The 22,453-nt window shown below is 72.4% G+C and carries 20 protein-coding genes; 5 read left to right on the top strand and 15 right to left on the bottom strand.

Annotation, left to right across the window (positions count from 1 at the left end; translation table 11 throughout):
• Positions 1-47: 47 nt before the first annotated feature.
• Together Q5722_RS05880 and Q5722_RS05885 are read left to right on the top strand one after the other, a co-directional pair.
• On the top strand, positions 48-2,981 hold the full coding sequence (locus Q5722_RS05880; protein WP_305027274.1) for an SCO7613 C-terminal domain-containing membrane protein: 2,934 nt from the start codon (positions 48-50) through the stop codon (positions 2,979-2,981).
• 21 nt (positions 2,982-3,002) lie between these two features.
• Positions 3,003-4,298, top strand: coding sequence for a hypothetical protein (locus Q5722_RS05885; RefSeq protein ID WP_305027275.1), 1,296 nt, complete (start codon positions 3,003-3,005; stop codon positions 4,296-4,298).
• Positions 4,299-4,304: 6 nt separating this feature from the next.
• Here Q5722_RS05885 and Q5722_RS05890 read toward each other — a convergent pair whose 3' ends face one another.
• From Q5722_RS05890 to Q5722_RS05915, 6 genes are all read right to left on the bottom strand, one after another.
• Complete coding sequence (locus Q5722_RS05890) at positions 4,305-4,502, bottom strand: BldC family transcriptional regulator (protein ID WP_305027276.1); 198 nt, start codon at positions 4,500-4,502, stop codon at positions 4,305-4,307.
• Between the two features lie 221 nt (positions 4,503-4,723).
• Entirely contained in the window at positions 4,724-4,915 is a 192-nt protein-coding gene (locus tag Q5722_RS05895) for a DUF3073 domain-containing protein (protein WP_305027277.1), read from the bottom strand.
• Positions 4,916-5,131: 216 nt separating this feature from the next.
• On the bottom strand, positions 5,132-6,190 hold the full coding sequence (purM, locus tag Q5722_RS05900) for a phosphoribosylformylglycinamidine cyclo-ligase (RefSeq protein ID WP_305027278.1): 1,059 nt from the start codon (positions 6,188-6,190) through the stop codon (positions 5,132-5,134).
• A gap of 27 nt (positions 6,191-6,217) precedes the next feature.
• A complete protein-coding gene (gene purF, locus Q5722_RS05905) occupies positions 6,218-7,795 on the bottom strand; it encodes an amidophosphoribosyltransferase (protein ID WP_305028339.1) in 1,578 nt (525 codons plus the stop codon).
• Between the two features lie 62 nt (positions 7,796-7,857).
• A complete protein-coding gene (locus tag Q5722_RS05910) occupies positions 7,858-9,216 on the bottom strand; it encodes a dipeptidase (protein ID WP_305027279.1) in 1,359 nt (452 codons plus the stop codon).
• A gap of 47 nt (positions 9,217-9,263) precedes the next feature.
• On the bottom strand, positions 9,264-9,830 hold the full coding sequence (locus Q5722_RS05915) for a TetR/AcrR family transcriptional regulator (RefSeq protein ID WP_305027280.1): 567 nt from the start codon (positions 9,828-9,830) through the stop codon (positions 9,264-9,266).
• A 107-nt stretch (positions 9,831-9,937) separates the two neighbouring features.
• Here Q5722_RS05915 and Q5722_RS05920 point away from each other — a divergent pair, with 107 nt between their 5' ends.
• Positions 9,938-11,332 carry an MFS transporter gene (locus tag Q5722_RS05920; protein ID WP_305027281.1) on the top strand — a complete coding sequence of 465 codons (1,395 nt, stop codon included), beginning with the start codon at positions 9,938-9,940 and terminating at the stop codon, positions 11,330-11,332.
• An 18-nt stretch (positions 11,333-11,350) separates the two neighbouring features.
• Here Q5722_RS05920 and Q5722_RS05925 read toward each other — a convergent pair whose 3' ends face one another.
• The 4 genes from Q5722_RS05925 to purL form a co-directional block, all read right to left on the bottom strand.
• Positions 11,351-11,710, bottom strand: a complete 360-nt coding sequence (locus Q5722_RS05925) for a sterol carrier family protein (protein WP_305027282.1) — start codon at positions 11,708-11,710, stop codon at positions 11,351-11,353.
• A gap of 41 nt (positions 11,711-11,751) precedes the next feature.
• A complete protein-coding gene (gene arfB / locus Q5722_RS05930) occupies positions 11,752-12,174 on the bottom strand; it encodes an alternative ribosome rescue aminoacyl-tRNA hydrolase ArfB (protein WP_305027283.1) in 423 nt (140 codons plus the stop codon).
• Positions 12,167-13,462: an MFS transporter gene (locus Q5722_RS05935; protein ID WP_305027284.1), complete on the bottom strand. Its 1,296-nt coding sequence runs from the start codon at positions 13,460-13,462 to the stop codon at positions 12,167-12,169. Before Q5722_RS05935 ends, arfB begins: the two co-directional genes overlap by 8 nt.
• 102 nt (positions 13,463-13,564) lie before the next feature.
• Positions 13,565-15,823: a phosphoribosylformylglycinamidine synthase subunit PurL gene (gene purL, locus Q5722_RS05940; RefSeq protein ID WP_305027285.1), complete on the bottom strand. Its 2,259-nt coding sequence runs from the start codon at positions 15,821-15,823 to the stop codon at positions 13,565-13,567.
• Between the two features lie 260 nt (positions 15,824-16,083).
• Between purL and Q5722_RS05945 the strand changes: the two genes are divergently transcribed.
• Complete coding sequence (locus Q5722_RS05945; RefSeq protein ID WP_305027286.1) at positions 16,084-17,478, top strand: glycoside hydrolase domain-containing protein; 1,395 nt, start codon at positions 16,084-16,086, stop codon at positions 17,476-17,478.
• An 82-nt stretch (positions 17,479-17,560) separates the two neighbouring features.
• Here Q5722_RS05945 and Q5722_RS05950 read toward each other — a convergent pair whose 3' ends face one another.
• From Q5722_RS05950 to purS, 3 genes are read right to left on the bottom strand one after another with little or no spacing between them, the layout of a single operon-like run.
• Positions 17,561-17,899 carry a DUF3817 domain-containing protein gene (locus tag Q5722_RS05950; RefSeq protein WP_305027287.1) on the bottom strand — a complete coding sequence of 113 codons (339 nt, stop codon included), beginning with the start codon at positions 17,897-17,899 and terminating at the stop codon, positions 17,561-17,563.
• The gene (gene purQ / locus Q5722_RS05955) at positions 17,899-18,567 is read right to left on the bottom strand and encodes a phosphoribosylformylglycinamidine synthase subunit PurQ (protein WP_305027288.1); all 669 of its coding nucleotides are present in this window, start codon (positions 18,565-18,567) and stop codon (positions 17,899-17,901) included. Before purQ ends, Q5722_RS05950 begins: the two co-directional genes overlap by 1 nt.
• A complete protein-coding gene (gene purS / locus Q5722_RS05960) occupies positions 18,564-18,812 on the bottom strand; it encodes a phosphoribosylformylglycinamidine synthase subunit PurS (RefSeq protein WP_305027289.1) in 249 nt (82 codons plus the stop codon). The genes purQ and purS overlap by 4 nt, the downstream gene beginning before the upstream one ends.
• 119 nt (positions 18,813-18,931) lie before the next feature.
• On the opposite strand from purS, the gene Q5722_RS05965 reads away from it, so the two are divergent.
• Entirely contained in the window at positions 18,932-19,828 is an 897-nt protein-coding gene (locus Q5722_RS05965) for an alpha/beta fold hydrolase (protein ID WP_305027290.1), read from the top strand.
• Positions 19,829-20,029: 201 nt separating this feature from the next.
• Here Q5722_RS05965 and Q5722_RS05970 read toward each other — a convergent pair whose 3' ends face one another.
• Together Q5722_RS05970 and Q5722_RS05975 are read right to left on the bottom strand one after the other, a co-directional pair.
• Complete coding sequence (locus tag Q5722_RS05970) at positions 20,030-21,601, bottom strand: long-chain-fatty-acid--CoA ligase (protein WP_305027291.1); 1,572 nt, start codon at positions 21,599-21,601, stop codon at positions 20,030-20,032.
• A gap of 101 nt (positions 21,602-21,702) precedes the next feature.
• The gene (locus tag Q5722_RS05975) at positions 21,703-22,407 is read right to left on the bottom strand and encodes a TetR/AcrR family transcriptional regulator (RefSeq protein ID WP_305027292.1); all 705 of its coding nucleotides are present in this window, start codon (positions 22,405-22,407) and stop codon (positions 21,703-21,705) included.
• Positions 22,408-22,453: the final 46 nt, after the last annotated feature.

Genomic DNA, 22,453 nt, shown 5'->3' on the forward strand with positions numbered 1-22,453 from the left:
TAGGTCCGCCGACGCGGCGAGATGTCCCGCAGCCGCACGCTGGGCGCATGTTCCTCTACGCCGACCGCACCGTGTGCCCCCGCTGCCGCGCACCCCTCCCCGCCCTCACGGCCGCGTGCGCGCGATGCCACGCCGACCTCGACGGCCCCGCTGCCTACGACGTCTTCGTCGCCCTGCAGGCCGTGGACCGCCTGGTGGCCGAGCTGGCCGACCGGCCCCTCGTCGCCTCTGGCGCAGCCATCACCGGGGCCGCCGAGCCCAGCGTGGCGCTCCGAGTCACGAGCAGCGGCCGTGACACGGCAGGTCCCGCCCCTCGTCGGGCCCACCGACCCACCGTGCCGCCCGTCGGTGCCGCACCTCGCCACGTACCGGTCCTGTCCGGCCTGACCGTGCCGAAGATCCTGCTCGGACTGGGAGCCCTCTGCCTCGTCGTCGCCGCCGTCGTCTTCCTTGCCGTCGCCTGGAGCGCGCTCGGGGTGGGAGGGCGCACGGCCGTGCTCGTCGGCTTCACCGGCGCGGCCGCCGGCCTCGCGGCCTGGAGCGCCCGGAGCAGCCTGCGCGCAGGGGCGGAGTCGCTGACGACGGTGGCCCTCGGCCTCTTCCTCCTGGACCTGGCCGGTGCACGCAGCTCGGGCTGGTTCGGCGACCTGGGGGTGGTCGGCTTCGCCGTCCTGGCCGGCATCCTCCTCGCCCTGGCAGCCACGTCGGCAGCGATCGCGACACGTCGTACGCCGGAGCCGCGGCTGCTCAGCGCCGAGGTCGTCGTGCTCCTCGGGACGACCGCCGCACTCGTGGCGACGGCGGGCTTCGAGTGGGCCACCCCGGCCCTCTGGACGCTCGGCGTCACCCTCTCCGCTGCAGCGATCGCGCTGGTCTGTCGCGCACTCCGGCTCGGCGTTCCCACGACCGGGCTCGGTGGCGTCGCCTGCCTGGCGTGGGTCGGGCTCGTCGCCACCGGCCTCGTCCGCGCAGCCACCCATCCCGCCTGGGAGGCACTCTGGGCCGGCAGGCACGCGTGGCCCCTCCTCGCCGCAGCCGTGGTCGCCGCGGCGCCCGCTGCCGTCGGCCGGCTCCCGATCACCCTCCGGGTCGGCGCCTGCTCCGTCGCGGTGCTGCTGCTGTCGCTGCTGCTCGCCTGCCCCGGCCTCGACGAGGACGCCGTTCCGGCGACGCTCACGCTGGTCGCCGTCATCGCCCTCCACGCAGCCGCTGCCACCCTCCTGCCCCACCCCTGGCGCCTCGTGACCGCGGTCCCCCTCGGGATCGCCGGCTCCGTGGCGGCTCTCCTCGCACTGGCAGCCGCCGTGACCTCGCTGACGACGTCGAACCTCCTCGACCACGGCCTCTGGACCGGCGACAGCAGCGCACAGGTCGCGACCGATGCGCTCCCCGCTGCGTGGTCGATCCTGCTCCCCCTCACGGTGGCGGCCGCCTTCGTGGCCGTGGCAGGGCTCCTCCGGATCGCCGGCTCACCGGCCGTCCGCGCGGTCCTCACCCCGGCCGCCACCACCCTCGTCGCTGCCGCGTCGCTGTCGCCGGTGATCGTCGGCGTTCCCCGCTACGTGGCGGTCCTGGTCCTCGTGGCCGCTGCGGGCTCCCTCGTCACGTGGGCACTGCTCCGTCGGCGGGCCGCGGGCTGGCTGGCGGCCGCACCGCTCGGCGTCCTCGCCGTCGGCGCCGCTCTGGCGGACGACGGCCTGACCATCGGCGTCCTCGTCCTGCTGACCGCCGCCTGTGCCGCTGCCGAGCACCCGCGGTCACCCGCCCGGCTCCAGGAGGCCGCGCACTGGGCGCTCCCCGCGGCGCTCGGAGGCACCACGTGGGCGCTGGCATCGGCGTACGACGTCGACGGCGGCTGGCGGGCCGCTCCGGTCGTCGCGGCAGTCGCCGCCCTTGCGCTGGCCCGTCCGTCCGGCGGGCACGAGACGTCCGGACTGGCCGTGTCCCTCGCCGCGATCACCGTCTCCTCCGGCTTCGTGCCGGTGGACCTCCGTCTGGTCGCGGGCCAGCTGACCGCGACCGGCCTCGCCGCCACCCTCGTCGGCCTGCTCCGCCGCCGCGAGGCGACCCTCGTCGGCATGGCGCTCCTCGCAGCAGCCGGCCTGGCTGCGTGGCCGGACGCCGTCACGGCCGTGGTCGTGCTCGCGACCGGCCTCGCCGTCTCCGTGCTCCACGAGGTACGCCGCGCAGCACCGGTTGCGGACGTCGCCCGCGCCGCCACGCCCGTCGCGGCCGCCGCGCTGCTGTGGGCCGCCGGAGACCTCGCGGGACTCAGCGGCGGGTGGACCGGCGTGCCGGTGGTGGTGGTGCTCGGGGTGCTCCTCGCATGGAAGGCGGACGTGGCGCGCGAGGTGCCCGCCGCCGTCGCCGCGCTGTGCGTCGCACTCGCCAGTCCGGCCTCGCTGCCCGACCCCCAGGCATGGACGGCGGTCTACCTGACCCTCGGCGGGGTCGCGTGCACCGCGTCCGCCCTGCTCCACGCCGACCGCCGCCGGGTCGGCTGGGTCGGCCTGGCCCTCCTCACCCTGGCCACCTGGCTGCGCCTGGACCAGCTGGGCGTCGGCACCGTCGAGGCCTACACGCTGCCGCTCGCGGTGGTCCTGCTCGTGCTCGGCACCGTCGCGCTGCTCCGCGGGGAACGGTCGAGCCTCCAGACGCAGGGCTCCGGACTCGCGCTCGCGCTCGTCCCCAGCCTGCTCCAGGCCCTCGCCGACCCCGTCGCCCTGCGCGCCGTCCTGCTGGGTGCCGGGTGCGTCGCTGCCGTCACGGTCGGCGTGCAGCGTCGCTGGGCGGCGCCGCTCCTGGCCGGCGGCGGCACCCTGGCGGTCCTGGTGCTGCGACAGATGACGATGGCGCAGGCGCTCCCGCAGTGGGCCCTGATCGGCCTCGCCGGGACCGCCCTGACCTTCGTCGGCCTGACCTGGGAGAAGCGGCTCGCCAACGTACGCACGGCAGCCGGCTACCTCCGCGGGTTGCGCTGACCCGACCGCTACCCTCGCGGCATGATCCCGCCGCTGGCACTCGCCCACCGGTTCCGCCCGGTGCAGCTGGTCCAGCACGAACGGCGCTCCGGGTTCCGGGCGCCGTTCGTCGCCGTCGAGGCGCAGCCCGATCCCTCGATCCGAGCCACCCACGTGGGCCTGGCCTCGGGGGGATGCACGCTCTCGGCCACCTACGACGCCCGCCGGCGCCGCGTGACCCTGCACATCGAGGTCCCGGGCGGCAGCAGGCGCTTCGCCAGCCGCCGGCACGGCCGGGTCACGAGGCCACCGCAGGCCCTCGCGCTCGCCCTCACCGGACGCTGGCTGACCGCCTGGAGCCGCGACACCGCGGAGGGTGAGTGGCGCGCGCGCTGCAAGGTCGACGCCACCGACTTCGTCGAGGTCCGCACCCCTGACTTCCTGGCTGGGCTCGAGGTCCTGGACCCGGTCGGCGCCCTCACGTGGCGGTCCGGCACCTACGGGCAGATCGGGCTGCGGGACCTGCACCTCGTGACCGACGCCGACGGCTCGGCGTACGTCCGGGAGGGGCGGTACTGGCTGACCGCCACCCAGGCCGGCCCGGGCTTCGCCGACGCCGCACAGACCGGCGTCTGGTCCTGGCTCCCTGGCACCGACGACCTGCGACCCGAGTCACTGCTGTGGTGGACCCGCGACGGGCTGGTGCACGGCGACCACGCCGTGCACCTCGTACGCGGGGACGACCGCTGGCACGTGCTGGCGAGCACCTGGGGCGACTTCGACCGCACGCGCGTGGCGATCACCTACGCGACGACCGATGCCGACCTCCTCGCCGGTGAGCACGTGGTCGAGGCCCTCGAGCTCGCGCTGCCGCAGCCACCGGGACCCCACGTGGGCGTGTGGGACCCCCACCTGACCCGCACCGACGGCCAGTGGCACCTCGCCTGGGTGGCCGCGAGGAGCTTCTTCGACTTCCGCCCGGCACTCGGCCGGGCTCCCGAGCCGTCAGGCCCGTGGACGCTGGTCGGCACGGCCGAGGACCGCACCGCGACGGAGGGGTGCGTGATCGTCCGGACCGATGCCGGCTGGCGGCTGCTCGCCAGCGACGGCGCGGACAACGACGCCGGGCAGCGCGAGCGCTACCCGGCGTTCGACCTCACGATGCGCGAGGTCGGTGAGCTGGAGGCGGCGTACGGCAGCAACATCCCGTGGCCGAGCGTCGTCCGCCACGGGGGCGGCTGGTCGATGATCACCTTCGACGGCACGCCCTACGGCGGCCGCCTTCCGGGCTACGGGACGCATGGAGACGTCCTCGTGCTCCGGTCAGACCAGCCCTGAGCTCGCTCAGTCGTCGTCGGTCGCCGCGTCGAGCAGCGCCCGGACCTCCGACTGGCGGAAGCGTCGGTGACCGCCGAGCGTACGGATGGAGCCGATCTTGCCGGCCTGGGCCCAGCGCGTGACGGTCTTGGGGTCAACGCGGAAGAGCGAGGCCACCTCCGCCGGCGTCAGCAGCGGATCATCGTCGACAGAAGTCGCAGTCATGGGGTGCACACCTTCCCGAGTTGGTTCACGTCGAGTGGAACCCGAATTCCACTCGTTGTCGCACCGGTCACCCGAAGGCAACCGACCCCCGCAACACGTCCAGCCTGCCACACGGGTCGCGGAAGTCGCCATTTGCGCGCCGACCACGTGACCGAGGTCACCAGGCGTCCAGGCATGCCAGCGACGCTGACCGCGAGGCGGTCAGCACGACACCGACGGCGTCAGTCGCGCGAGTCGGAGTACTCCGACCAGTCGCCGTACTCGTCCTCCGGCGCGGAGTCGGTCTGGCTCGTGTAGGAGCCCGACTGCGAATGCAGCTCGTTGGCCAGCGCCCCGAAGTCCGTGTCGTGCGTGCGGTACTTCAGGTCGCGGGCGACCTTCGTCTGCTTTGCCTTGGCTCGGCCGCGTCCCATAGGAGCCGACCCCCTCGCGCGTCTGCCGGGGCCGGCTGATGCCAGCACACCCGGTCTGGGTTCAATGTCTCGTGGAGCCAACGCTACCGGGTCCCCGGTCGTTCCCGCGAACCAGGGCGCCTTATTTGGACGTGGACAAGCCCACACAGCGCGAACGCCGAGCGGTCGCCGCCCCGGACCCCCGTCGCGCAGCGCGCCCCGGGAGCCCGCCCGCGGTCACCAGCCGGGGTGCTGGCCGGTCAGCGTGACGCTGCCGTCGCCCGCCACGACCTCGCCCGCGACCCACGCCTCGACGCCGTGCTCGGCGAGCGTGGCGATGGCCGTGTCGACGTCGCCGGCCGGCGTCAGCGAGACCATGCCCACACCGCAGTTGAGGGTCGCCTCTAGGCTGGCCTGGTCGACGCCGCCGGCCGTGCGGACGACGTCGAAGATCGGCTGCGGCGTCCAGGACCCGCGGTCGAGCGTCGCCGAGAGGTGGGCCGGCATGACGCGGGCCAGGTTGTTGGCCAGGCCACCACCGGTGATGTGCGCCATCGCGTGCGTGCCGGTGGCGTCGGCGAGCGCGAGGCAGGCCTTGGCATAGATCTTGGTGGGGATGAGCAGCTCCTCGCCGAGCGTCGAGCCGAGCTCGTCGACCTGCCGGTCGAGCTCCCAGCCGAGCTTGGTGAAGAAGACGTGGCGCGCCAGCGAGTAGCCGTTGGAGTGCAGGCCCGAGGCCTTCATCGCGATGACGATGTCGCCGGCCTCGACCTTGTCCGCACCCAGCAGGCGGTGGGCGTCGACGACACCGGTCGTCGCGCCGGCCACGTCGTACTCGTCGGGGGCGAGCAGGCCCGGGTGCTCGGCGGTCTCGCCGCCGACCAGGGCGCAGCCGGCCTCCGTGCACGCCTCGGCGATGCCCTTGACGATCGCGGCGATGCGCTCGGGGACGACCTTGCCGGTGGCGATGTAGTCGGTCATGAAGAGCGGCTCGGCGCCACAGACGACGAGGTCGTCGACGACCATGCCGACCAGGTCGAAGCCGATCGTGTCGTGCTTGTCCATCTTCCGCGCGATGTCGACCTTGGTCCCCACGCCGTCGGTGGAGGTCGCGAGCAGCGGGCGCTCGTACTTCTTCAGCGCGGAGGCGTCGAAGAGACCGGCGAAGCCACCCAGGCCACCGAGCACCTCGGGACGCCGGGACTTCGCCACCGACTCCTTCATGAGCTCGACGGCGAGGTCGGCCGCGACGATGTCGACGCCGGCCTCGGCGTACGCGTTCGGGGTCTCAGGCACGGGGATCTCTTTTCGCAGTACGTCGGGTCAGGGGCGCGAGAGCGCGTCGGAGGCGCCGCCGGCGGAAGCGGTGGTGGCCACGCCGTCGAGCGGGTCGACGACGCAGCAGGGGTCCTGCTGGATCTCCAGCACGTCCTTGCCGCGGACCTCGGCCAGCGGCACGGGGTACTCGCCGTCGAAGCAGGCGCGACAGAAGGAGTCCATCGGCAGGGTCGTGGCGTCGACGAGGTCCTCGAGGGACACGTAGCCGAGCGAGTCCGCGCCGATCGAGGTCGCGATCTCGTCGGGCGAGAGGCCGTTGGCGATGAGCTCGGCACGGGTCGCGAAGTCGATGCCGTAGAAGCAGGGCCACTTGACCGGCGGGCTGGAGATCCGGACGTGGACCTCCTTGGCGCCCGCCTCGCGAAGCATGCGGACCAGTGCGCGCTGGGTGTTGCCGCGGACGATCGAGTCGTCGACGACGACCAGGCGCTTGCCCTCGATGACGTCGCGCAGCGGGTTCAGCTTGAGCCGGATGCCGAGCTGGCGGATCGTCTGGCTGGGCTGGATGAAGGTGCGACCGACGTAGGAGTTCTTGACCAGTCCCACGCCGTAGGGGATGCCGGACTCCTCGGCGTAGCCGATCGCCGACGGCGTGCCGGACTCCGGCACCGGGATGACCAGGTCGGCATCGGCGGGGAACGCCTGCGCGAGCTTGCGGCCGATCTCGACGCGGACGCTGTGGACCCGCTTCTCCGAGATGATCGTGTCGGGACGCGCGAGGTAGACGAACTCGAAGAGGCAGCCCTTCGGCTTGGCCTCGGCGAAGCGCCGGGTGCGCAGGCCGTCGGCGTCGATGATGATCATCTCGCCGGGCTCGACCTCGCGGACGTAGGAGGCACCCACGATGTCGAGGGCGGCGGTCTCGGAGGCGACGACCCAGCCGCGCTCGAGGCGACCGAGCACCAGCGGCCGGATGCCCTGCGGGTCGCGGGCGGCGTAGAGGGTGTTCTCGTCCATCCAGACGAGGCAGTAGGCGCCGTGGACCTGCGGCAGCAGCTCGGCGGCCTTGTCCTCGACGCTGCCGTCGCGGTGCAGTGCGAGCAGCGCGGTGAGCACCGAGGTGTCGTTGGTGGCACCGCCCGGACCGCGCAGGTCCGAGGGCAGGCCGCCCTCGGCGTCGGCGATCTCGACCAGCTTGTCGGCGAGGTCGGCGGTGTTGGTCAGGTTGCCGTTGTGCGCCAGCGCGATCGAGCCGTTGGCCGTGGGGTGGAACGTCGGCTGGGCGTTGTGCCACGTGCTCGCACCGGTAGTGGAGTAGCGCGCGTGGCCGATCGCGACGTGTCCCTTGAGAGCCTCGAGGGTGGCGTCGTCGAAGACCTGGGAGACCAGGCCCATGTCCTTGTAGACGAGGATCTGCTTGCCGTTGGAGACCGCGATGCCCGCCGACTCCTGGCCGCGGTGCTGCAGCGCGTAGATGCCGTAGTACGTCAGCTTGGCGACGTCCTCGCCCGGCGCCCAGACGCCGAACACCCCGCACTGGTCCTGAGGACCCTGGTCCTGGGGATCGAGGGCAGCGGTCAGTCGACCGTCGCCACCCTTGCGCGCGCGGGGCTGGGACACCATGGACACGGGAGCAATCCTAGGTGGTCAGCGGAGGCGCGCCGACCGGTCTCGGGTGCTGTCCATCACAAGGTGGCCGCGCCGAGCTTCTGCAGCAGCAGCGTCTCGGCCACGCAGACCCGCTCGAACTCCGCCAGATGCAGCCCCTCGTTGGCGCCGTGGGCCCGCGTGTCGGGGTCCTCCACGCCTGTCACCAGCACGCTGGCCTGCGGAAACGCGTCGAGGAACTCTGCGATGAAGGGGATGGAGCCGCCGACGCCCATATCGACGGGCGCGGTGCCGTCCCAGGCCTCGGCGAAGGCGCCGCGCGCCGCGTCGTACGCCGGACCGGTGGCGTCGATCTGCGTCGCCTCGCCCGTGTCGACCGGCGTGACGGTGACCCGGGCGCCCCACGGGGCGTTGGCCTCGAGGTGGCGGGTGAGGCAGTCGAGCGCGTTGGCGGCCGTGTCGCCGGGCGCGACGCGGAGGCTGATCTTGGCGCGGGCGCCCGGGACGAGCGTGTTGGAGGCGCCGTCGACCTTGGGTGCATCGAGCCCGATGATGCTGAGGCTGGGCTTCGTCCAGAGCCGGGCGACGGCGCTGCCCTCTCCGATGAACTCGACACCGTCGGCGATGCCGGACTCGGCGCGAAGCCGGTCCTCGGGGTAGTCGATGTCGGCGGCCGGGCCGGCGTGGAGGCCCACGACGGCCACGTTGCCGGCGTCGTCGTGGAGCGTCGCGATCAGGCGGCTCAGGGCGATCAGGGCATCGGGGACGAGGCCGCCCCACATGCCGGAGTGCACGCCGTGGTCGAGGGTGCGGACCTCGACGTCGGCGCGGACCAGGCCCCGCAGGCTCGTGGTCAGTGCAGGGACGCCGATGTCCCAGTTGGCGGAGTCGGCGATCACGATGACGTCCGCGGCGAGCTCGTCCTTGTGGGCCGCGAGCAGCGCGGGAAGGGTCTCGGAGCCGACCTCCTCCTCGCCCTCGATGAAGAGCTTCACGGTGACCGGGAGCGCATCGCCCAGCGCCCGCGCCGCCGCGAGGTGGGCGATGATGCCCGCCTTGTCGTCGGCAGCACCGCGGGCGTAGAGGCGGCCGTTGCGCTCGGTCGGCTCCCACGGTGGGGTGTCCCACTCGGCGTGGTCGTTCTCGGGCTGGACGTCGTGATGGGCGTAGAGCAGCACGGTCGGGGCGCCCTCCGGGCCACGCTTCTCGCCGATGACGGCCGGCGGGGCCCCGTCGTGGGCGCGCACGATGCGCGCGTCGAAGCCCTCGGCACGGAAGAGGTCGCGCGTGGCCTCCGCACTCCGCTCGACCTCGCCGGCGCGTGCCGGATCGGCGCTCACGCTCTGGATCCGGACGAGTGCCTCCAGGTCCTCACGGAGCTGGGGCATGAGCTGCTGGATCGTGGAGCGGACGGCGCCGGCGCTGCTGTCGGTCATGCCGCCGAGGCTAGCGGCGCGGTCGTCGCGCGACAGTGCCGCCGGGGTCACGACCCGACAACGGTTGGCGCCAGCAGCCCGTCCACGAGCACGTCGGCCAGGGGTGCGAACGCGGACTCGTCCAGCTCGCCCTGGTCGACGACCATGGCCAGCCCACCCACGAGCCGTGCCAGCTGGACGCCGTCGACTCCCGGGCGGAGGTCGGCGCCCAGCGCCTCGACGACACGGCCGCTCGCCTGCGCGAAGGCCGCGGCCTTCGTGGCGATGCGCGACTCGTCGTCCCCGAGGGCTGCGGTCAGCCTGGCCGCGGCGCCCTTGCTGTAGGTCACCTCGGCGACACCGCCGCGGACCCAGGAGAGCAGGCGCTCCCGCGGCGACCCGTCGACGGCGATCGCCGCGTCTGCCGCGGCGTCGAGCCGGTCGATGAAGGCCTGCATGAGCGCATTGAGGAGGTCGTCGCGGGTCGGGAAGTGGCGGTAGAGGGTGCCCGCTCCGACGCCGGCCCGGCGGGCGACCTCGTCGAGCGGAGCCTCGAGGCCGCGCTCCCGGAAGACCTCACGCGCAGCCTGGAGCAGTTTGTCGTGGTTGCGCTTGGCGTCGGCCCGCACGGACACCTCACTTGCTAAACGGAGACACTCTCCGTATCGTGGACATCGAACCGGAGGAACCCTCCGTATCGCCAGTCTACGACAGGCCCACAGGCCGGAACAGGACCTCATCCGTGGCCACAGCCCTCACCACCAGTGCCGCCGCGCGCCCCACCGTGACCCGGGGATCTGCGGTCGGCATGGGCGCCGTGCTCGTCGCCCAGCTGATGCTCGTGCTCGACGCGACGATCGTGAACGTCGCCCTGCCCCACATCGCCACCGACCTCCACTTCTCGCCCGCGTCGCTCTCGTGGGTGCTCAGCGCCTACGCCCTCGCCTTCGGCGGACTGCTGCTGCTCGGCGGCCGCCTCGGCGACGTCCTCGGGCGGCGGCGTACCTTCCTGGCGGGTGTCGCGATCTTCACCGCCGCCTCCCTCACCGGCGCGCTCGCCCCCTGGGGCTGGCTGCTGGTCGCCGCGCGGGCCCTCCAGGGCGTCGGCGCCGCCCTGTCCGCGCCTGCCGTGCTGGCGCTGCTGACCACCAACGCGCCCGACGAGTACGCCCGGACCCGTGCCCTCGCCCTCTTCTCGGCCGTCTCCTCCGGCGGCGGCGCCCTCGGCCTGATCCTCGGCGGCACGATCACCGAGACGCTGTCGTGGCGCTGGACCCTCACCATCAACGTGCCGATCGGGCTGGTCGTCCTCGCCCTGGTCGCCCGTCTCGTGCAGGAGACGCCGCGGCGTACCGACCGGTTCGACGTGCTCGGTGCGGTCACCGCGACCGGCGGCGCCGTGGCCCTGGTGTGGACGTTGACGCGCGCGGACTCCGTCGGCTGGACCGGCCCGCAGACCCTCGGCGGCTTCGCGGTCGCGCTCGCCCTGTTCGCCCTGCTCGCGGTCGCCGAGCGGCGCCACCCGCACCCGCTGCTGCGTCCCTCGCTGCTGGCCGACCGGCGCCGGATCGCGGCCCTGGTCGTAATGGCCAACGTCTACGCCGGCATGCTCGCTGTCTTCTTCGTGCTCGCCTCGTGGTTCGCGCTCCAGCTCGGCTACAGCCCGCTCCGTGCCGGGCTCGCCTTCCTCCCGCTCCCGGTCGGCGTCTTCACGATGTCGCGGATCACGCCGCGGCTGGTCCGGGCCGTCGGCCGCATCCCGCTGATCCTCACCGGCGTCGGCCTGCTGACCACGTCGTACGCCCTCCTGCTTCGGCTGGACGCCGGCAGCACCTGGCTCACCGGCATCCTCCCGTCGGTCGCGATGCTGGGCGTGGGCGCCGGGCTCACCTTCATGCCGATCACCGCGACCGTCCTCGACGGCGTCCCCCACGAGTACGCCGGGTCGGCGTCGGGCCTGCTCCAGACCATGCAGCAGCTCGGCGGCGCGATCGGCCTGGCCGTGGTGGCCAGCGTGCTGGCGGCATTCCACGTCGACGGGGACTTCACCGCCGGCGGGCACGCCGGCATCGTGGCCGGCTTCGTCCTGTCGCTGCTCGCGTTCGTCAGCGCCCTGACGCTCGCGCGTCGGCGGTGATCCCGCGGACGGTGCGACTCAGGCCAGCGGGAGGTAGGGCGCGAGGTCGGTCCGCTCGCCGCTGGCCCTGAGCGCGCCGGACTCGGCCGCTTCGTGCCAGGTGATCGCCCCCGTGGCGAGCGCGAGCCAGGTCGCGGCATCGGTCTCGACGACGGCCCGCGGGGTGCCGCGCGTGTGCCGGCCACCCTCCACGGCCTGCACCGCGCCGTACGGCGGCACCCGGACCTCGACGGAGTAGCCGGGCGCGCGCCGCTCGAGGAGCCCGAGCGTGTCCTTGACCAGGACCTTGAGCTCGGCCCGCTGCGCGGTGCCGGCCCGCCACGCGGCCCACGCAGCGGAGAGCACCGCCGGGTCGACGGCTCGCTGACGGGGAGGCATGGGTCCATTCTCCCCGGCCCTCGCGAGCGCCACGCACCCGGTCAGTCGAAGCGGCCGGCCCGGCCCCTCTTGATCTCGCCGCGCTGCTTCTTGCCCGCGAGCCGGCGCTCCTGCGAGCCACGCGTCGGACGGGTGGGACGCCGCTTCGGGGGAGGCGGGGCCGACGCCTCGCGGAGGAGCTGGGCCAGGCGCTCCCGGGCGGCACGACGGTTGGCCAGCTGGTTGCGGTGCTCGCTGGCCGCGATGGTGAGGACGCCGTCGGCAAGCCGCGGCGCGAGGCGGGAGAGCAGGCGCTCGCGGAGGTGCTCCGGGACCGAGGGCGCCCGCGCCACGTCGTAGGAGAGCTCGACGCGGCTGTCCGTGGTGTTGACGCCCTGGCCGCCCGGTCCGGACGAGCGCGAGAACCGCTCGCTCAGCTCCGCCTCGGGTACGACGAAGCGTGACGTGACGACCAGGTCAGGCATGTCCGGCCTCGCCGTCCGGGAACACGCGCATGCCGAGCAGCGGCGAGAACCAGACGGGGGCGATGGCGACCACCGACAGCGCCACGCCCACCCACAGCGTCGGCACCAGCCCGATCCCGTCGGCGAGGACTCCCGCCAGCAGGGAGGAGATCGGCATGACACCCCACACGACGAAGCGTGCGGAGGCGTTCATGCGACCCAGCAGGCGGGGCGGGCAGACGCGCTGACGCATGCTCACCTGGGTGATGTTGTAGGCCAGGATGGCACCCGAGAGCAGGAACTCCGAGGCCACCATCAGCGCCAGCGCGAGCCAGAGCGGGAGCAGCGGCGCAACGGGCCAGATGACGACACCGACGGCGATCGCGACCGTGCTGAGCGGGATCAGCGTGCCCTCCCCCACGAGCCGCCCGAGCCGGGCGGCGAGGACTGCGCCGACGACGCCTCCGGCAGCCCCGACGCCGAAGACGGCGCCCATCACCCAGGGCTCCAGGGCGAGCTCACGCAGGAAGAGCACCGGCATCAGCGTGAAGATCATCGTGTTGCCGAGGTTCCCGATCGCGGTGCTCCCGATGATGCGTCGGAGCAGCTCGTGGCCGAGCACGAACCGGAGCCCCTCGGGGATCGCCCGTCGCAGCGGCTCGTGGTCCGCGCGCGAGGTCGGCACCTCGCGGTCACGCACGCGGGTCAGGAGGACGGCAGAGACCAGGTAGCCCACGCCGTCGGCGAGGATCAGCAGCGGGGCAGTGACGACCTTGAGCAGCAGGCCACCCACGGCCGGACCGGCGATGTGGGCGATCTGCGCAGTGCCCTCGAGCCGGGAGTTCGCCCGCGGGACCTCGGCGGCCGGCACGAGGAACGGCACGTAGGACTGGTACGCCACGTCGAAGAAGACGGTCGCGACACCGATCACCGCCGCCACGGCGTAGAGGTGCCACATCGCGAGGTGCCCGCTCAGCCACAGCACGGGGACGACGACGGATGCCGCCACGCGGACGAGGTCGGCGGCGATCATCACCCGCCGCTTGAGCCAGCGGTCGACCCACGCACCGGCCGGCAGCCCCACGAGCAGGAACGCCGCGGTCGTCGCGGCATTGAGGACGCCGACCTCGAAGCTGCTCGCACGGAGCAGCACGACCGCCACCACGGGCAGGGCGAGCATGCCGATCTCGCGGCAGAAGACCGAGGCCGTCTCGCCCGCCCAGAACGCCCGGAAGCCGGGCCCGAGGCCGACGGCGGGCGGACGTCCCGGGGTCGCTGCGCCGGTGGTGCCGGCGAGGTCGGAAGTCACCCCGTCAGCCTGTCACGGCCGCACGCTTGGCATCCACACCTTTTCGCGGGAACGCCGAAGGCCCCCACCGCCAGGCGGTGAGGGCCTTCCAGGGCGCGGGGATCAGGCCATCGCAGCCGGGAGCGTGGCGCTCCAGGCCTCGCGGACCTCGGCGATCGGGAGCTCGAACTGGCCCTCGACGACGATCGCGTCGCCGCCGGTGGTGCCGAGTGCCGTGGCGGGGACGCCGTGCTTGGCAGCCAGCGCCTCGAGCTCGTCGGCGCGGCCGGCGTCCACCGTGACCAGGACGCGGGCGGTCGACTCGGCGAAGAGCCCCAGGAAGGCGTCGCCCTGGAGCGACACCGTCGCGCCGATGGAGTTCTTCAGGGACGACTCGACCAGCGCCTGGGAGAGGCCGCCGTCGGAGAGGTCGTGGGCCGAGGCGAGCAGGCCGACGCCCTCGAAGAGCAGCGCGGCGAGCGCCTTCTCGGCGGCGAAGTCGACCTTCGGCGGCAGGCCGCCGAGGTGCCCGTGGACGACGTGCGCCCACTCCGAGCCCGAGAGCTCCTCGCGGGTCTCCCCGAGCAGGTACACCGCCTGGCCCTCGGCCTGGAACGACGAGGGAGTGCGCTTGGTGACGTCGTCGATGACACCGAGCACGGCGACGACGGGCGTCGGGAGGATCGCGGTCTCGCCGGTCTGGTTGTAGAGCGACACGTTGCCGCCGGTGACCGGGGTGCCGAGCTCCTGGCAGCCCTCCTTGAGGCCGGTGCAGGCCTGGGCGAACTGCCACATGACGGCCGGGTCCTCGGGGGAGCCGAAGTTGAGGCAGTCGGAGACGGCGAGCGGCTGGGCGCCGCCGGTCGCGACGTTGCGGTACGACTCGACCAGCGCGAGCTGGGCGCCGGCGAACGGGTCGAGCTTGGCGAAGCGGCCGTTGCAGTCGGTGGACACGGAGACACCGAGGTTGGTCTCGTCGTCGATGCGGATCATGCCGGAGTCCTCCGGCTGCGACAGCACCGTGTTGCCGCGGACGTAGCGGTCGTACTGGTCGGTGATCCACGACTTGTCGCACAGGTTGGGCGAGGCGGCAAGCCTGATGACGGTCTCGCGGAGCTCGGCACCCGTCGTCGGGCGCGGGAGCTTCTCGGCGCCGTCGGCCTGGAGGGCGTCCTGCCACTCCGGGCGCTCGAACGGGCGGTTGTAGACCGGGCCCTCGTGGGCGACCGTGCCCGGCGGGACGTCGACGACGGTCTGGCCGTGCCAGTCGATGACCAGGCGGCCGGTCTCGGTGACCTCGCCGATGACCGCGGCTTCGACGTCCCACTTCGCGCAGATCGCGAGGAAGGCGTCGATGTTCTTCGGCTCGACGACCGCCATCATGCGCTCCTGCGACTCGCTCATGAGGATCTCCTCGGGCGAGAGCGTGGAGTCGCGCAGCGGCACCTTGTCGAGGTGGACGTGCATGCCACCGTCACCGGCCGAGGCGAGCTCGGAGGTGGCGCAGGAAAGGCCCGCGCCACCGAGGTCCTGGATGCCGGCGACCACGTGGGCGGCGTACAGCTCGAGGGTGCACTCGATGAGGAGCTTCTCCATGAACGGGTCGCCGACCTGGACGGCCGGGCGCTTGGCCGGGCCGTCGGCGTCGAAGGTCTCCGAGGCGAGGACGGAGACGCCACCGATGCCGTCGCCACCGGTGCGCGCGCCGTAGAGGACGACGAGGTTGCCCTCGCCGGTCGCGTTGGCGAGGTGCAGGTCCTCGTGGCGCAGGACGCCGACCGCGAGGGCGTTGACGAGCGGGTTGCCGAGGTAGGTCTCGTCGAAGACGGCCTCGCCACCGATGTTGGGCAGGCCGAGGCAGTTGCCGTAGCCGCCGACGCCCGCGACGATGCCCGGCAGGACGCGGTGGGTGTCGTCGGCGTCCAGCGGGCCGAAGCGCAGCGGGTCCATGACCGCGACCGGGCGGGCGCCCATCGCGATGATGTCGCGGACGATGCCGCCGATGCCGGTCGCAGCACCCTGGTACGGCTCGACGTACGACGGGTGGTTGTGCGACTCGACCTTGAAGGACACGGCGTAGCCCTGGCCGATGTCGAGGACGCCGGCGTTCTCGCCGATGCCCGCGAGCATGGGACCGCGCGGGGTCTCCTGCTTCAGCTCACCGAACTGGCGCAGGTGCACCTTGGACGACTTGTAGGAGCAGTGCTCCGACCACATGACGGAGTACATCGCCAGCTCGGACGACGTGGGTCGGCGGCCCAGGATCTCGCGGATGCGGGCGTACTCGTCCTCCTTGAGGCCGAGGTCAGCCCACGGCTGCTCCCGCTCCGGGTCGGTGCTCGCGACGGCGACGGTGTCCAGGGCAGATCGGCTCTCAGTCACGGTAGGAGATTCTACGGGCGTACGGCGCCACCCCCGACCGCGCGTCCGGGGCTGGCCGGACCGAGGCTCCGCCGCACGCGGAGCGCTCGTGCGGCGAGGGGGCGGTTGCCGCCGCGCGGCGTCTGGCGGCAGCGGTGCCACCGGCGCCGACACCGCCTCTGACCTGCGAAAACTACAAATTTGTAGTTCGTCGTGACCTCTGTTGCTGATGTGACTGGAGTGGTTAACGTGGTCCCTCACCTCACCCTCGGAGAGTTTTCATGCGCGCCCTCGCCCGGACCCGGACGGACCTGCGGACCCCGCAGGCCCCACAGATCCGCACCCGCCTGACCACGACCCTGGTCGCCTTCGCGGCGCTCCTCGGCCTCGGCCTCGGTGGGGTCGCGCTGACCCGCGACGGGGGTGTCGCCGCGCTGGCCGCGGGGAGCAACCCGACCACGCCGGGCGCGTTCACCGGCTACGGCTTCGACCAGTGCCTGGCGCCGACCCAGGCCAAGATGGACACCTGGCTGGAGAGCTCGCCGTTCCTCGCCGTCGGGATCTACATCAGCGGAAACTCGCGGGCCTGCCGCTCCCAGCCCAACCTCACGCCGACCTGGGTCTCCACGCAGCTCGCGAAGGGCTGGCGCCTCCTGCCGATCACGCTCGGGCCCCAGGCCAGCTGCCAGCCGCGCTTCCCTCGCTACAACGACGACCCGACGATCAACCCCGACCCCGCGAACTACTACGCCAAGGCGAAGGCGCAGGGCTCACTCGAGGCCGACCGGGCGGTGACCGCCGCGAAGGCACTCGGGATCGTCCCGGGCAGCACCCTCTTCTACGACCTCGAGGGCTTCGACCTCAGCAACACCGACTGCCGGGAGTCCGCGCTCCGCTTCGTCCACGCCTGGGACATCCGCCTGCACCAGCTCGGCTACGTGGCCGGCTTCTACTCCAGCGCCAGCTCGGGCATCAAGATGGTCGACGACGCCCGCGTGAACCACCCCGGCGTCTTCACCCTCCCCGACGTCCTCTGGATCGCGCGCTGGGACGGGCAGCCGAACACCACCACCGAGACGCGTTACCTCCGCACCGACGGCTGGACCGGAGGCGTCCGGGTGAAGCAGTACCAGGGCGGCCACGACGAGACCTGGGGCGGCGTGACCATCACCATCGACCGCAACTGGCTCAACGTCGGCGGCGGCTCCCGGTCTGCGACGGAGACGCACTGCGACGGCGTGAAGGTGGACTTCACGAGCTATCCGAAGCTCACCCTCGGCATGACCCGTCCCGAGGTCCGCGCCGTGAAGTGCTTCCTGCGCGAGCAGGGCATGACCGGCATCAGGCTCAACGACTACTTCGGCAGCGGGCTCGCGAGCGCGATGGCCACCTGGAAGTCGCGCAACGGCTTCGCTCCCAGCGCGTCCTGGTACAGCGGCCACTGGACCGCGCTGCTGGCCCACGGCGGCTCCGGCTGGCAGAAGCGCGGATCGACCGGCGCCAACGTGTGGCGCCTGCAGCGGGCGCTCGCCGCCCGCGGCCTGGCCAGCCCGCTCACGGGCGTCTACGACGGCACCACCGAGTCCGCGGTCCGGACCTACCAGTCGCGGGTCGGCATGACCTCGAGCGGGGTCGTGACACCGACGATGTGGACGCGGCTGACCCACGGCAGGTGACGAAGGCGAACGGCTGACGCGGGAGAACGACGAGGCCCCGCCACCCGAGGGGTGGCGGGGCCTCGCTGCGTCAGGAGCGGAGTCAGCCCTGGACGGGCTCCGCGTCGTCGCTGCTGTCGTTCCAGCTGTCGGCGAGGAGACCGGCCTTCTCGGCGTACAGGTCGAAGACGACGGTGAAGAGCGGCGGGATCGAGGAGAGCAGGCCCAGGCCGAGCTGCTTCTTCGACCACCTCGCGTCGAGGCCGACCCGCAGGGTCACCATCACGAACGCGATGAACGCGACGCCGTGGATCGGACCCATGACCTGGACCCCGATCTCGTCCTTGACGACGACGTACTTGAAGAACATGCCGACCAGCAGACCGGTCCACGAGACCGCCTCCGCGATCGCGGCGACACGGAAGGCCCTGAGCGGAGACATCAGGCGAAGACCGACGCTGCGAGCGAGGTGAAGAAGCCGAGGCCGTCGACGCCGGGGCCGCACAGCTCCTCGACCGCGTGCTCGGGGTGCGGCATCAGGCCGACCACGTTGCCGCGCTCGTTGGTGATGCCCGCGATGTCGCGCAGCGAGCCGTTGGGGTTGACGTCGAGGTAGCGCGCGACGACCCGCCCCTCCCCTTCGAGCATGTCGAGCGTGGCCTCGTCGGCGACATAGGAGCCCTCGCCGTTCTTGAGGACGACGGTGATCTCCTGGTCCTTGGCGTAGGCGCTGGTCCAGGCGGTCGTGTTGTTCTCGATCCGGAGCTTCTGGTCGCGGCACACGAACTTGCGGTGGTCGTTGCGGATCAGCGCGCCGGGCAGCAGGTGCGCCTCGGTGAGGATCTGGAAGCCGTTGCAGATGCCGAGGACCGGCATGCCCTTGCCGGCCGCCTCGATGACCTCGGTCATCACCGGCGAGAAGCGCGAGATCGCACCGCAGCGCAGGTAGTCGCCGAACGAGAAGCCACCCGGGAGGACGACGGCGTCGACCCCCTTCAGGTCGTGGTCGCCGTGCCACAGGGCGACGGCCTCGTTGCCACCGATGGTGACCGCGCGGGACGCGTCGACGTCGTCGAGCGTGCCGGGGAAGGTGACGACGCCGATCTTCACTGGGCGTCCTCGACGCGGACGACGAAGTCCTCGATGACGGTGTTGGCCAGGAGGGTCTCCGCCATCTTCTCGACCTGGGCGAGGGTGGCCTCGTCAGCCGTCTCGACCTCGAGCTCGAAGCGCTTGCCCTGGCGGACGTCGGTCACGCCGGAGAAGCCCAGGCGCGGGAGGGCGCCGTGGACGGCCTTGCCCTGCGGGTCGAGGATTTCCGGCTTGAGCATGACGTCGACGACGACACGGGCCACGATGAGCTCCTTGAGAAGTGCGGCTTGCCCTTGGTTCCGGGCACGCTCATCCTACGGGCGCACGCCCACCGGTCGGGTGTGGTGCCCAGCACCCGGCCCCGGGTTGGCAGGATGACGCCATGGCGACCCCGCGACAGCGCACCCTGACCACGTCCGACGGCGTACGGCTCGCGGTCCAGGAGCACGGAGACCCGGCGCACCCCACGGTCGTCGCGATCCACGGCTACCCCGACGACCACCACGTCTGGGACGGCGTCGTCGCGGCACTGGTCGACCGCTTCCACGTGGTGACCTACGACGTCCGCGGCGCCGGCTCGTCGGAGTCCCCCTCGGGTCGCCGCCACTACACGATCCCCCGCCTCGCGGCCGACCTCGGCGAGGTCATCGACGGGGTGGTGGGCGATCGACAGGTGCACCTGCTGGCGCACGACTGGGGATCGATCCAGACCTGGGCCCTGGTCACCGACCCGGCCTGGGCCGATCGCCTGCTCTCCTACACCTCGGTCTCCGGCCCCGACCTCGACATGGTCGGCGTCTGGCTGCGCGGAGTCCGCGAGCGGCCCCGGGCCATCGCGCGGCAGCTGCTCGACTCCTACTACATCGCGCTCTTCCAGCTGCCCCTCCTGCCCGAGGCCGCCATCCGGCTCGGCGTCCTCGACAGGCTGGTCCGGCACTCGGCCAGGCACGGGCTGTCGGCCGACGCGCCGGTGCGCGACAAGAGCCGCTCCGATGCCGAGCGCGGCCTCGCCCTCTACCGGGCCAACTTCCTCCCGCGGCTGGCACGGCCGGCTCCCCGGCGTACGACGGTGCCGGTGCAGGTGCTCGCACCGACCGGCGACCTCCACGTCGACTCCGAGACGCAGCGCACGGCCCCGGCCCCCTGGTGCGACTCGCTCGCGACCCATGAGGTCGAGGGCAACCACTGGGTGGTCGAGCACTCCCCCGCGCTGGTCGCCGCCCACGTCTCACGCTTCGTGGACGAGAACTCCGGCAAGGCCGACCGCCCCCTCTTCTGACTCCGCCGAGACGGGGCCCGTAGCAACGCGAGACGACGACTGAGCGAGCACCGGTCGAGCTTGCTCGATCCGGCGCGAGCGAGGGAGGAGTGCACGAGCGAAGCGAGTGAGACGGGCCTTGTGCCGGCGTTCGCCGGCACAAGGCCCGTCTCAGCGTCGCAGGAGGCCCGTCTCAGCGTCGCACGGGCCCCGTCTCGCGGATCAGCGCGGGATCTCGCGCTTGAGGATCTTGCCGGTGGCGGTCATCGGCAGCGCCGGGACCACCTCGACGATGCGCGGGTACTTGTACGCCGCGACCTGCTCCTTCATCCACGCCTGGATCTCGTCAGCCTCGGCCGATGCGCCCGGCTTGAGCACGACGACGGCCTTGATCTCCTCGCCGTGGGTGTCGTGCGGAACGCCGATCACGGCGGCCAGCGCGATGGCCGGGTGGGTGAGCAGGACCTCCTCCAGCTCACGCGGGTACACGTTGAAGCCGCCGCGGATGATCATGTCCTTGGACCGGTCGACGATGTAGTACCAGCCGTCGGCGTCCTTCTTGGCCAGGTCGCCGGAGCGGAACCAGCCGTCGGCGTCGATCGCCTCGGCGGTCGCCTCGGGACGGTTGTAGTAGCCCTTCATGACGTTGGGGCCCTTGATCGCGATCTCGCCGACCGTGTCGGGGTCCTCGGGGAGGTCCTCGCCCGTCTCCGGGTCGATGAGCTTCATCGACACGTCCTTGATCGGGACGCCGATCGAGCCCGGTCGGACCGGCTGGCCCACCGGCGAGAACGACGCGACCGGCGAGGTCTCCGACAGGCCGTAGCCCTCGAGCACGGTGACGCCGAAGACCTTCTCGACCTGCTGGTGGACGGCGACGGGAAGCGCAGCGCCACCGGCGACGGCGCAGCGCAGCGTGTCCTTGACGTGCGCGGCGGCGTCCGGGTTCTCCGCGGCGGCGGCGAGCAGGCCGACGTACATGGTCGGGACGCCGCCGAAGACGGTGACCTTCTCCTTGACCATGAGGCCGAGGGCGGCGTTCTGCTCGAAGCGCGGCAGGAGCACGAGGGTGCCGCCGGTCGCGATGGTGGCGTTGTGGATCGCCGTCTGGCCGAAGGAGTGGAAGAGCGGGAGGACGCAGAGCGCCGTCTCGGGGCTGCCAGCGGTGAAGCCGAAGAGCTCCTGGCTGGTCTCCTGGTTGGAGAACATGTTGCTGTGGCGCAGCTCGGCACCCTTCGGCTGGCCCGTGGTGCCCGAGGTGTACAGGATGACCGCGGTGTCGTCGGAGTCCGTGGCGACGGTCTCGAAGACGGGCGACTTGCCGGCCATGCCCTGGCCGAGGGTCTCGGTGCCCTCGATCGGCGAGGCAGCGGTCGGGTCCGCCATGATCATGAAGAAGTGCTCGCAGCCCGCGGCACCGTTGAAGCCCTCGTAGCACTCGGCGCCGATGGCGAGGTCCGGCGTGCCCTGGAAGGCGAAGACGGCCTTCGCCTCCGAGTCGTTGAGGTGGTAGGCCACCTCGCGACCCTTCAGCAGCACGTTGAGCGGGACGACGGTCGCACCGGCCTTGAGGATGCCGAAGTAGACGATCGAGAAGTACGGCAGGTTCGGGCAGCTCAGGGCGACCTTGTCGCCGGGCTCGATGCCGCGCTCGACGAGGAGGTTCGCGACCTGGCTCGCCGCTCCGTTGAGCTGCGCGTAGGAAAGACGGGTGTCACCGAGGACGAGGGCAGTGCGCTCCGGGTACGCCGCAGCGGAGTCGTCGAGGATCGACGCGAGGTTCAGGGTGGCCATGGCGGGCACTTTAACGTGACCCACCGCACGCGCCAGCGGATCCGTATTGTCCGAGACGGCGCGCACCACTTACTACGGCGACGAAGGAAGCCGGGACGGCCTCACGCCGGGGGAAGCAGGGGCGTGTCGACGTTCAGGTCGAGGCCGTAGGACTGCGCGCGCTCGGCGATCTGGGCCGAGATCGCGTCGGAGAGGACCGCGACGACCCGCTCCCGCGGAACGAGCCGCGGCTCCTGCGTCATCCAGTGGCCGATGGTCGCGCGGACCTGGCCGATGATCCCGGCGAAGACCAGGTGCATCTCGGCCATGGACTCGTCGGAGAGCTCGATGCCGCGGGCCGCCGCCACGCCACGCGGGATGCCGGAGAGGAAGTCGGCGTACGTCGCGATGATCCGGTTGAGCTCGCTGACCTCGCCGTCGCCCAGCTCGCGCTCGACCAGGCCGTGGAGCGCCGGATGGGCGTCGACCCACTCGACCGCGATGCCGATCATGTGCGACGCGACCTCGCGCAGGGTGCCGCGGTAGTCGACCGGGCCGGTGATCAGCGAGAACGCCCGCTCGAGCACGTCTGCCTGGACGGCGCGCACCAGCTGCACCCGGCCGCCGAAGTGGCGCTGCACGACCGTGCGGACCAGTCCCGCGCGCTCGGCGACGTCCTGGAGGGTGAGCTCGGCCCCGACCGGCGAGTCCTCGACCACGGCGGCACCGGCGTCGAGGATCAGGCGACGCCGCTCCTCGCGATGGGCGTCCCAGCGCCTGTTGCGGCCGTCGCGGACCGGCTCGTCGGGGAAAGCGGCAGGGGGCACGCGCGGCAGTCTGCCACGCGTGCCCCCTGAATTCTTCAGCGATGAA

Source organism: Nocardioides jiangxiensis (assembly GCF_030580915.1).
Taxonomy (GTDB): Bacteria; Actinomycetota; Actinomycetes; order Propionibacteriales; family Nocardioidaceae; genus Nocardioides; species Nocardioides jiangxiensis.

Coding starts and splice junctions, on each gene's coding strand:
- Q5722_RS05945 (WP_305027286.1), top strand. CDS start 16,084: ATGCGCGCCCTCGCCCGGACCCGGACGGACCTGCGGACCCCGCAGGCC.
- arfB (WP_305027283.1), bottom strand. CDS start 12,174: ATGCCTGACCTGGTCGTCACGTCACGCTTCGTCGTACCCGAGGCGGAG.
- Q5722_RS05895 (WP_305027277.1), bottom strand. CDS start 4,915: ATGGGACGCGGCCGAGCCAAGGCAAAGCAGACGAAGGTCGCCCGCGAC.
- Q5722_RS05910 (WP_305027279.1), bottom strand. CDS start 9,216: ATGACCGACAGCAGCGCCGGCGCCGTCCGCTCCACGATCCAGCAGCTC.
- Q5722_RS05890 (WP_305027276.1), bottom strand. CDS start 4,502: ATGACTGCGACTTCTGTCGACGATGATCCGCTGCTGACGCCGGCGGAG.
- Q5722_RS05885 (WP_305027275.1), top strand. CDS start 3,003: ATGATCCCGCCGCTGGCACTCGCCCACCGGTTCCGCCCGGTGCAGCTG.
- Q5722_RS05970 (WP_305027291.1), bottom strand. CDS start 21,601: ATGGCCACCCTGAACCTCGCGTCGATCCTCGACGACTCCGCTGCGGCG.
- Q5722_RS05925 (WP_305027282.1), bottom strand. CDS start 11,710: ATGCCTCCCCGTCAGCGAGCCGTCGACCCGGCGGTGCTCTCCGCTGCG.
- Q5722_RS05950 (WP_305027287.1), bottom strand. CDS start 17,899: ATGTCTCCGCTCAGGGCCTTCCGTGTCGCCGCGATCGCGGAGGCGGTC.
- purF (WP_305028339.1), bottom strand. CDS start 7,795: ATGGTGTCCCAGCCCCGCGCGCGCAAGGGTGGCGACGGTCGACTGACC.
- Q5722_RS05880 (WP_305027274.1), top strand. CDS start 48: ATGTTCCTCTACGCCGACCGCACCGTGTGCCCCCGCTGCCGCGCACCC.
- Q5722_RS05965 (WP_305027290.1), top strand. CDS start 18,932: ATGGCGACCCCGCGACAGCGCACCCTGACCACGTCCGACGGCGTACGG.